Origin of the sequence: Isoptericola maris, from assembly GCF_048065335.1 — a bacterium.
Lineage (GTDB): Bacteria > Actinomycetota > Actinomycetes > Actinomycetales > Cellulomonadaceae > Isoptericola > Isoptericola rhizosphaerae.
The window spans coordinates 212,412-222,365 of sequence record NZ_JBLUNY010000004.1; the positions used below are offsets into that span (position 1 = coordinate 212,412).

General features: G+C 72.9%; 9 protein-coding genes and 1 tRNA gene. 8 read left to right on the plus strand and 2 right to left on the minus strand.

Going from position 1 to position 9,954, the window contains the following annotated elements:
* Positions 1–65: 65 nt before the first annotated feature.
* On the minus strand, positions 66–704 hold the full coding sequence (orn, locus tag ACH5HR_RS08955; RefSeq protein ID WP_416477460.1) for an oligoribonuclease: 639 nt from the start codon (positions 702–704) through the stop codon (positions 66–68).
* A gap of 127 nt (positions 705–831) precedes the next feature.
* Complete coding sequence (locus tag ACH5HR_RS08960; RefSeq protein WP_402376291.1) at positions 832–1,053, minus strand: hypothetical protein; 222 nt, start codon at positions 1,051–1,053, stop codon at positions 832–834.
* Between the two features lie 182 nt (positions 1,054–1,235).
* On the opposite strand from ACH5HR_RS08960, the gene ACH5HR_RS08965 reads away from it, so the two are divergent.
* The 8 genes from ACH5HR_RS08965 (at position 1,236) to ettA (ending at position 9,862) form a co-directional block, all read left to right on the plus strand.
* On the plus strand, positions 1,236–2,438 hold the full coding sequence (locus ACH5HR_RS08965; protein WP_416477506.1) for an MFS transporter: 1,203 nt from the start codon (positions 1,236–1,238) through the stop codon (positions 2,436–2,438).
* 15 nt (positions 2,439–2,453) lie between these two features.
* A tRNA-Arg gene (locus ACH5HR_RS08970) sits at positions 2,454–2,526 on the plus strand.
* Positions 2,527–2,818: 292 nt separating this feature from the next.
* Positions 2,819–3,757 carry a peptidoglycan-binding protein gene (locus tag ACH5HR_RS08975; RefSeq protein WP_416477462.1) on the plus strand — a complete coding sequence of 313 codons (939 nt, stop codon included), beginning with the start codon at positions 2,819–2,821 and terminating at the stop codon, positions 3,755–3,757.
* 80 nt (positions 3,758–3,837) lie between these two features.
* Positions 3,838–4,158 (plus strand): DUF3467 domain-containing protein, encoded by a 321-nt coding sequence (locus tag ACH5HR_RS08980; RefSeq protein WP_416477463.1) that lies wholly within the window; start codon positions 3,838–3,840, stop codon positions 4,156–4,158.
* Between the two features lie 94 nt (positions 4,159–4,252).
* Positions 4,253–5,908 carry a GTPase gene (locus ACH5HR_RS08985; RefSeq protein WP_402376299.1) on the plus strand — a complete coding sequence of 552 codons (1,656 nt, stop codon included), beginning with the start codon at positions 4,253–4,255 and terminating at the stop codon, positions 5,906–5,908.
* On the plus strand, positions 5,905–7,482 hold the full coding sequence (locus tag ACH5HR_RS08990) for a GTPase (protein ID WP_416477465.1): 1,578 nt from the start codon (positions 5,905–5,907) through the stop codon (positions 7,480–7,482). The genes ACH5HR_RS08985 and ACH5HR_RS08990 overlap by 4 nt, the downstream gene beginning before the upstream one ends.
* A gap of 50 nt (positions 7,483–7,532) precedes the next feature.
* Positions 7,533–8,078: a single-stranded DNA-binding protein gene (locus ACH5HR_RS08995; protein WP_416477467.1), complete on the plus strand. Its 546-nt coding sequence runs from the start codon at positions 7,533–7,535 to the stop codon at positions 8,076–8,078.
* Positions 8,079–8,179: 101 nt separating this feature from the next.
* The gene (gene ettA, locus ACH5HR_RS09000) at positions 8,180–9,862 is read left to right on the plus strand and encodes an energy-dependent translational throttle protein EttA (RefSeq protein ID WP_402376308.1); all 1,683 of its coding nucleotides are present in this window, start codon (positions 8,180–8,182) and stop codon (positions 9,860–9,862) included.
* Positions 9,863–9,954: the final 92 nt, after the last annotated feature.

Below are 9,954 nucleotides of genomic sequence, written 5' to 3' on the forward strand. Positions count from 1 at the left end.
GCTTCGACAGACGAATGACAACGAGTGCCTCAGCCGTCGAAAAGTGTACATGCTCCGTGGGGCGATCAGGACATCGCGGGCCGGGTCGTGACCGAGGTCTCCTTGATGCGCTCGGCCACCGCCCGAGCTGACTTCGTGTCGGGACCGGGCTGCGGGACGAGCAGCGCCTCGCGGTAGTACCGCAGCTCGTCGATCGACTCCAGGATGTCGGCGAGCGCGCGGTGCCCGCCGTTCTTCTGCGGCGAGGCGAAGTACACCCGCGGGTACCAGCGCCGCGCCAGCTCCTTGATCGAGGAGACGTCGACGATCCGGTAGTGCAGGTGACCGACCAGCTCGGCCATGTCCCGCTCCAGGAACATCTTGTCCGTGCCCACCGAATTGCCCGCCAGGGGAGCCTTGCCGGGCTCGGGGACGTACTCACGGACGTAGGCCAGCACCTGCGCCTCGGCGTCGGCCAGGGTGGTGCCGCCGTCGAGCTCGGTGAGCAGCCCGGAGGTCGTGTGCATCTGGCGCACGAAGTCGTTCATCTGGTCGAGCGCCTCGGCCGGCGGTCGGACGACGACGTCGACCCCCTCGCCCAGGACGTTCAGCTCGGAGTCGGTGACGACGGCGGCCACCTCGACGAGCGCGTCGGCGCGCAGGTCGAGGCCGGTCATCTCGCAGTCGATCCACACGATGCGGTCGTTCGGGTTGCTCGGGCTCACGGGAGCCAGCCTACGTTCTGCCGCCGACGGCGGTTGCCAGGCGTCCCGGTGCCGACGCAGAGAGCCCCGGCGGTCTCGACGCGGTGGTCGTGACGGCCGGGGCTCCCGGTGTCGTGCTGTCGTGCAGTCATGCGACTCGCCATCCTCGGGCGTTCCCGGGGACGGTGAGCTGGAGCCTCGGGCGCCGGCGAAGCCGTAGCCGGAAGCGACGGCGACGCCGCTGGCCCCGGGAGGACGGAGCGCCGTCCCGGGCGTCCCGCTGGCGGCGCTCACGCCGGGCACGCTCGGCCTCGGCGAGGCGTTCGTGGTGGATGGCACGCGCGACGGCGTGCGCTTCGATCGGGTGCATCGTTCGTTCCTTCGTGACGTGGGTTCGTCGGTCCGGGCCAGGGACCACCCGACCGTCCGGCACCTGACCGGACGGGCGTCACCGCGGTGTGCTCCGAGCATGCCTCGGCAGCGGGGGGAGATGCACGATCTTTTCGCTGGCAGCGTCGACCGGTCCGGTTCGCCTATCGTGTGGCGGTGACGATGTCGAAGCGGTCGCCCGTCGCCGCGTTGCGCACCGCGCAGTTCCGGACGCTGACCGCCGGCTGGGCGCTGACCAACTTCGCGGACTCGGTGCTCGTGCTGATCCTTGCGGTCTGGGTCACCGACCTCACGGGCAGCGCGGCCCTCGGCGGTGTCACGTTCGCAGCGCTCGGCGTTCCGGCGCTCGCGGCACCCTTCCTCGGCCGGCTCGCCGACCGCGTGTCGCGCCGTCGGATGCTGGTGTGGACGTACGCGGCCGGGGCACTGGTGCTCGTCCCGCTGCTGGCGGTCTCGCGCGCCGAGCACGTCTGGATGGTGTACCTGGTGACCGTGCTCTACGCGACGATCGCCTACGTGACGGCTGCGTGCCAGTCCGGCCTGCTCAAGGACCTGCTGCCCGACGAGGCCCTGGGCCACGCCAACGGCCGGCTGGCGGCCATCGACCAGGTGTTCCGGATCGCGATGCCTGTGCTCGGTGCGGCCGTGTACGCCTGGATCGGCCCGGTTCCGCTGGTGGTGGCGGCGATGATGGCCTTCGTCGGGTCGGCCGCCGTGTTCGCCGTCGTGCGCATCACCGAGTCGCAGCCGCACGGCGTGGTGCCGACCGGGTTCTGGGCCGAGGCCACCGAGGGGTTCCGCTACCTGGTCTCGACGCCGCCCCTCGGCCGCATGACCACGGCGATCCTCTGGGCGATGGCGGCCGTCGGCCTCGTCAACGCGGTCGCCTTCGCGATCCTGGAGCACCTGGGCCTCGAAGCGGCTCTGCTGGGCCCGCTGACGACGCTGCAGGGCGTCGCCGGGCTGGCGGCAGGGCTCGTCGTCGGCAGGCTCATGGTGCGGTTCGGGCGGCCGCGGGTCTTCTCGCTCGGGCTGGTGGGCCTGGCGCTCGGGCTCGTGCCGCTCGCCGGCTCGTGGGTGCTGCCCGCCGTGCTCGGCATGGGCGTCGTCGGCTTCACCGCCACCAGCGCCGTGGTCGCCTACGTCACCGAGCGGCAGGTGCTCACGCCGACCCGTATGCAGGGTCGCGTCGGTGCTGCGAGCCACGTGGTGCTCAACCTGCCCGGAGTGCTCGTGACGCTGGCCGGGGCGACCGCGCTCGCGGTCGTCGACCACCGGGTGCTGGTGGCTGTGAACGTGGCCGTGTGCCTGGTCTGCGGGTTGCTCGCGCTGCGGGTGCGGGCGCCGGCCCTGCTCGAGGATTGACTACCATGGGCCCGCGCCTCCGTAGCTCAATGGATAGAGCAACGGCCTTCTAATCCGTAGGTTGCAGGTTCGAGTCCTGCCGGGGGCACTCCGACACGGCGAGCACAGCGACGTGGGTGAGTCACCCGCAGCCGACGTCACGAGGTGCGACGGCGGCCCTCCATCCCTATATGGACATCGGGACGGACCGGAGCGGCGGCACGGCAGTGCTCGCTGTCCTGGCCGGTCCCGAGATGCTGTGCTCCGAGCACGCGGACGTCGTGAAGGCCTGAGAAGCGTCGCTGCACGAGGTCCGGGCACAGAACCGCGGTCCCCTCGCGGAGGCGATGCGGACCGTTCGACCTGACGCTTCGTCGCTGAGGCCCAGGAGGCAACCCGACATGGCTGTCGCTCAGATCAAGAGCTCGCACGGTCGAGCCCTGACGTCGAACCCCGGCTTCGTGCTCCGCACGGACGCCGCCGCCGCGTGGGACCGCGCGGTCGAGAAGTTCGGCAAGAACGTGCTCATCACGGGCGCATGGCGCTCGTACGAGACACAGGTCAAGCTGTTCAAGGAGCGGTACCGGGCCGGGGCGCGCTCCCCGTACGGGGACTACCGCTACTGGAACGGCACGCGGTACGGGCGGGTCAAGGGTGCGGCCGCCGCCGTGCCGGGCACCTCGAACCACGGCGGCGGGGTCGCGGTGGACGTCAAGACGGCGCGGTCGGCGGGTGACCCGGGCCGCGCCCGCGCCGTCGTGTTCACCTCGTGGGAGGACCGTGACCGCCAGCGGTTCCTCAAGGTCGCCGCCGGGTGCGGGTGGGGCGACGACGAGGGCCGCCGCGTCAAGGAGCTGTGGCACCTGACGTACTACCCGGACCGGGACAAGGCCCGGGGCTCCGGTACCGGGGGCGGCACGAGGCGCAAGCCGCACCGGATCGGCACGATCCGACAGGGCTCCACCGGCTGGCGCGTCGGGCTCCTCCAGCACCGCCTCCGTGGCGTCGGCGCGTACCGGGGGAAGGTCGACAAGAAGTTCGGCCCGAAGACCGCGGACGGCGTGCGGACGTTCCAGCGCAAGCGGCGCCAGCTCACGGTGGACGGCGTCGTCGGGCCGCAGACCTGGTACCACCTCGGCCGCGGGGCCAAGCGGGGGCGCAGTGGCCGCTGGCGCAACGAGATCGCTCAACGCGTCGTCGGGCTCCAGGGCGAGAAGGTGGACGGCGTCATCGGGGCGCAGACGGTCGAGCGCATCCGCGAGGTGCAGCGCTGGCTCGGCATCCCCGACGACGGCGTCTACGGCAAGGCGACGGCTCGTGCGCTCGTGAGGAAGGGCTGAGGCGGCGCCCGGGGTGCTGCGGCGGGGGTACGGTCGGAGCGACCGCGCAACGCCTCCGGACTGCCGAAGAGAGGACCGCCATGGCGAGCTCCGAGCTCAAGCTCCAGGTCGACCTGCCCAGCGAGCACGAGACGGGGGTGCCGGCGGACTTCGCGTCCGTGTGGCACACGTCCACGTCGTTCGTCCTCGACTTCGTGGCCGCGAAGTCGCCGGCCAAGCCGGCGGTCGACCAGTCGACCGGCGCCCAGACCGGTGGCCGGGTGATGCCGGCGCGGGTCGTGTCGCGGGTGCGGATCCCGCCGCAGCAGGTCTTCGAGCTCGCCCGGGCGCTCACCCAGCAGCTCGACGCCTGGGAGCGCGAGACCGGCCGCAAGGCGGACGGCTCCGGGCCGAAGGCCTGACGGGAGCGGCGCCGTCGTCCCCGCGGACGGAGAAGTCGTGGTGCCCACGGCGCGCGCGTTTGGCACCGACCGCCGGGCACGCCAGGATGAGCCCGTGACTTCCTCCACGCGCGCCTCCCGCTTCCGCGGCGGGCGGCCGGACGCGGCTGCGGCCGAGGAGCTCGGCCTCACCGTCCACGACGTCGCCCGCGACCTGCGCCGCGACGTCGCCGACGTGCGCCTCCCCCTGCCGGTCGACGGCGCGGACGAGGCCGGCGCGTCGCGCGACCGGCTGCTCGCCCAGCTCGACGAGCACCTGCTGCCGCGCCTCGCCGAGCTGAGCTCGCCCGCCGTCGTGGTCGTGGCCGGCTCGACCGGGGCCGGCAAGTCCACCCTGTACAACTCCCTGCTCGGCGAGGAGGTCTCCGAGGCCGGGGTGCTGCGGCCCACCACCCGCGAGCCCGTCCTCGCCTTCAACCCTGCCGACGCGGACGTGATCGCCGAAGGGCCGGTCACCGAGCTGTCCCGCGTGATCCACCACGAGGGCGTACCGCGCGGCACCGCGCTGCTGGACGCACCCGACCTCGACTCGTTCGTGCAGGAGAACCGTTCGATCGCCCAGCAGCTCCTCGAGGGCGCGGACCTGTGGCTCTTCGTCACCACGGCGTCCCGGTACGGCGACGCGCTGCCCTGGCAGGCGCTCGCGCGGGCCACCGAGCGCGGCGCCTCGGTGGCGATGGTCCTCAACCGCGTCCCGCAGGCCGACCTGACGACGATCCGCGGCGACCTGATGGCGCGGCTGCGCTCCCACGGCATGACGGACACGCCGCTCTTCGTGGTGCCGGACGTCGGCCCGCACGAGGGGCTGCTCGACGAGTCGGTGGTCCGCCAGATCAAACGCTGGCTCAACATGCTGGCCGGGCCGGACCGGTCCCGCGCCGTCGTGGTGCGCACCCTCAAGGGGTCGCTCGCTGCGCTGCCCGGCTGGGTCACCTCGCTGGCCGACGCGATCGAGGCGCAGGCCGCGGCCGCCACCACCCTGCGCCGCCTCGTGGACGGCGAGCTGGCCGCCGCGGAGAAGCTCGCGCGGGACGCGGTCGGGGCGGGCGTCGTCGCCGGGGCGTCGGTCGAGGCGCGGTGGCGCGAGCTCTCCGGAACCGCCGGAGTCGACCGCGTCAAGGTCCGCGGGCACCGCGCCCGCAGCTCGCGCCGAGCCGGGCGCACCCGCTCGGAGGCGCTCGAGGTGCTGCGCGACGACGTCGAGGCCGCCGCCCGGCGGACGCTGACGGCGTCGGGCGCGAGGGTCGAGGAACGCCTGCGCGCGCTGCTCGACGGGTCGGCGGCTCCCGCCGGCGGTCCGTACGCGCTGCCGGACCCCGAGGAACGCACCGCGGCGCGCGGCGAGGCCGCGGGCACGACGGTCGCGGAGTGGGCCGCAGGCGCGGACGAACAGGTCGGCGCCCTGCTCGGCCCCGACGCCGCCGCCGCCGTGCGGGCTGCTGCGAGAGCGTTCGGCGAGCGAGGTCTGGCGACGCTGCTCCTCGCCGCGGCGGCGGGCAGCGACGACGCCAGGCGACTGCTCGACCGGGTCGTGGCGGACGTCGCCTCGGAACCGGTCGCCGCGCTGCGCGAGGACCTCGCCGACCGCGCCGCCGTCGTCGTCGACGCCGAGATCGACGCGGTGCGTGCCCGACTCGACTCACCCGACCTGGTGGACGACGCAGCCACCGCGCTGCGCCTGCGGCTCGCCGAGCTGAGGAGGCTCACATGACGACGACCTCGCACGACGCGACGCTGCGCGCACGCACCGAGGACCTCGCCGAGGCGCTCTCGCTCGCCGGGCCCCGCCTCGACCGCGCGACGGGCCAGCGGGTGGAGACGGCCGTGGAGGGCGTGCGCCGGCGGCTCGAGCTCGGCGTCGACCACACGGTGGTGGCCTTCGCCGGCGGCACCGGGTCCGGCAAGTCGAGCCTGTTCAACAAGATCTCGCGCCTGTCGTTCGCGGACGTGGGGGTCAAGCGGCCGACGACGGCGCGCGTCACCGCCTGCTCCTGGTCCGAGGGCGCTGAACCGCTCCTGGACTGGATCGGCGTCGACCGGGAACGGCGGATCACGCACAGCGAGGACCTCGAGGGCGACGGAGCCGCCGGGCTGGCCGGGCTCGTGCTGCTCGACCTGCCCGACCACGACTCGGTCGAGCCGGCGCACCGCGAGGTCGTGGACCGCGTGCTGCCCCTGGTCGACCTGCTCGTGTGGGTGGTGGACCCGCAGAAGTACGCGGACGACGCCCTGCACACGGGGTACCTGAGCGCGCAGGTGGGCTCGGAGTCGTCGATGGTGCTGGTGCTCAACCAGGTCGACACGGTGCCCGACTCCCAGCGGGAGAACCTCGTCGAGGACCTCGGCCGGCTGCTGGCCGACGACGGCCTGACCGGCGTGCACGTGCAGCCGGCATCGGCCAGGACGGGTGAGGGGATCGGGCACGTGCGCGAGATCCTCGAGGAGGCGTGCGCACGGCGATCCGTCGCCGCCGGGCGCGCAGCCGCCGAGCTGGACTCCGCGGCAGCGGCCCTGCTGTCCCAGATCCCGGCGGACGTCCCCTGGCAGCTCGACGCCGCGGTGGACCGCGAGCTCGAGCCCGTGGTGGGTGCCACCGGGCTGGACGCCGTCGCGAGCCAGGTCGGTGCGGCCGTGCGCAACGGCTACGGCATGCCCGAGATCCCTGCTGCGGACCGGGACACGATCGCGCTCTCCCGGGCGCGGTGGCTGACCCGCGCGGGGGCGGCGCTGCGGCCCGGGTGGCAGCGCTCGCTCGCGGAGTCCGTCGCCGGTGCGGACCGGCTGCGGGCCGTGGTGACCGAGGCGCTGCGCAGCGTGGACCTGGACGTCCGCGGCCCTGCGTGGTCGCGTCCGGTGCGCCGCACGGCCTGGGCCTGCGCGGTGCTCGGGGTGCTGCTGGTGATCGCCGGCGTGCTCGCGCTCACCGGCGTGCTGGCCGTGCCGGGGCCGTGGGACCAGGTGCTGGTGGGCGTCGGTGCGGGCCTCCTCGTCGTCGCCGTCGTGCTGGCGGTGGTGCGGGCCGTGGTGCGCCGCCGGCTCGCCGCCCGGCGGCGGGCGGAGGTGGCCCGACAGGGTCGCGAGGCGGTCCGCGACGTGCTGGTGCGCCACCTGGGCGAGCCCACCCAGCGGGTGCTGGTGGACCACCGTCGGGTGCGCGAGCTCGCCCGTTCGGCGCGCGACCTGCCGTCGTCCCGACCGCTGACCGGGGCGCTGAGGCTGCCCACAGCCGGGGCGCCGTCCACAGGATCGCCGGAGAAGGACGACAAGGCCGCCACGTCCGCCTGAGCCTGGGTGCACGGCCGGCACGGTGCCGGCCGCAGATCTCAGGAGGACGTATGAGCGAGGCCACGGTGACCGTGACGGGCTACGTCGGGACGACCCCGGCACTGCACCTGTCCCAGAACCAGGTCGCATGGACCAGCTTCCGCGTGGGCAGCACGCGCCGGGTGCGCGACGCCGTCACGGGGGAGTGGCGCGACGGCAGGACCACCTGGTTCACGGTCAAGGCGTTCCGCGGTGCGGCGCGCACCGTCTGCGAGTCCCTGGTGCAGGGGCAGCCGGTGGTCCTGACCGGGCGGCTCTCCGCCGAGGAGTGGACCGACCGCGACGGCCGCGACCGCGTCAACCTGGTGGTGGACGCCGACGCGATCGGGCCGGACTCCACCCGGGGCATGACGCGGTTCAGCAAGGTGATCCACGAGTCCGGCCCCGCGCCCCAGGACCGCACCGGCCAGGTGGAGGCATCCCCGTGGGAGACGGCGGCGCCGGACGACGCGAGGTCGTTGACCGGGGAGGACGACCTGGCGGCGGACGACGCGGACGCGGCGGGTGGCGACGTCGTCGACGACCTGACGGGCGAGGCGGAGCCGGTCGCCGGTTGAGGGGCGGTGTCGCGTAGGCTGGGGGACCGGCTGCACGCCGGTCCTCCGCCGTGCCCGCCGGTAACCCTCAGACAGCGCGATCGAACGGTGGAAACGAGCCAGTGGCTGAGTTCATCTACTCCATGTACAAGGCGCGCAAGGCGCACGGCGACAAGGTCATCCTCGATGACGTCACGCTGAACTTCCTGCCCGGCGCCAAGATCGGCGTCGTCGGCCCGAACGGTGCCGGGAAGTCGACGATCCTCAAGATCATGGCCGGCATCGACCAGCCGTCCAACGGTGACGCTCGGCTCTCGCCCGGCTACACCGTCGGCATCCTCCAGCAGGAGCCGCCGCTGAACGAGGAGAAGACGGTCCTCGGCAACGTCGAGGAGGCCGTCGGGCCGATCAAGGCGAAGGTCGACCGCTTCAACGAGATCTCCGCGCTGATGGCCGAGCCCGACGCGGACTTCGACGCGCTCATGGCGGAGATGGGCGAGCTGCAGGAGGCCATCGACGCCGCCGACGCGTGGGACCTCGACAGCCAGCTCGAGCAGGCGATGGACGCGCTGCGCTGCCCGCCGCCGGACGCCGACGTCACCGTGCTCTCAGGTGGTGAGCGCCGTCGTGTCGCGCTGTGCAAGCTGCTGCTGGAGAAGCCCGACCTGCTCCTGCTCGACGAGCCCACGAACCACCTCGACGCCGAGTCTGTGCTGTGGCTCGAGCAGCACCTGGCCACCTACCCCGGCGCCGTGCTCGCCGTGACGCACGACCGCTACTTCCTGGACCACGTCGCCCAGTGGATCTGCGAGGTCGACCGTGGCCGTCTGTACCCGTACGAGGGCAACTACTCCACCTACCTGGAGAAGAAGCAGGCTCGGCTCGAGGTCCAGGGCAAGAAGGACCAGAAGCTCGCCAAGCGCCTCAAGGACGAGCTCGAGTGGGTGCGCCAGAGCGCCAAGGGCCGCCAGACCAAGTCGAAGGCGCGACTGGCCCGCTACGAGGAGATGGCCGCCGAGGCCGAGCGCACGCGCAAGCTCGACTTCGAGGAGATCCAGATCCCGGCAGGCCCGCGCCTGGGCAGCACGGTGCTCGAGGCCAAGAACCTGCAGAAGGGCTTTGGCGACCGTCAGCTCATCGACGGGCTGTCGTTCACGCTGCCGCGCAACGGCATCGTCGGCGTGATCGGCCCCAACGGCGTCGGCAAGACGACGCTGTTCAAGACGATCGTGGGCATGGAGCCGCTCGACGGCGGTGACCTCAAGGTCGGCGACACGGTCAAGATCTCCTACGTGGACCAGTCCCGGGGGGGCATCGACCCGGACAAGTCGCTGTGGGAGGTCGTCTCGGACGGGCTCGACTTCATCCAGGTGGGCAACGTCGAGATCCCCTCGCGAGCGTACGTGGCCTCGTTCGGCTTCAAGGGCGCCGACCAGCAGAAGGCGGCCGGTGTGCTCTCCGGCGGTGAGCGCAACCGGCTGAACCTCGCGCTGACGCTGAAGCAGGGCGGCAACCTGCTGCTGCTCGACGAGCCGACCAACGACCTCGACGTCGAGACCCTGGGCTCGCTGGAGAACGCGCTGCTGGAGTTTCCGGGCTGTGCCGTCGTGGTCTCGCACGACCGGTGGTTCCTCGACCGCGTCGCCACGCACATCCTCGCCTACGAGGGCACCGACGAGAACCCGGCGAACTGGTACTGGTTCGAGGGCAACTTCGCGTCCTACGAGGAGAACAAGGTCGAGCGGCTCGGTGCGGACGCCGCCCGCCCGCACCGGGTGACCTACCGCCGCCTCACCCGCGACTGACCCCCGTCCCGCCCCCCTCCCCGTTGTGGGCGCGATCTCTGGCCCGTTCTGCCCGGTATGGGCAGAGTTCGGCCCCAGAGATCGCGCCCACA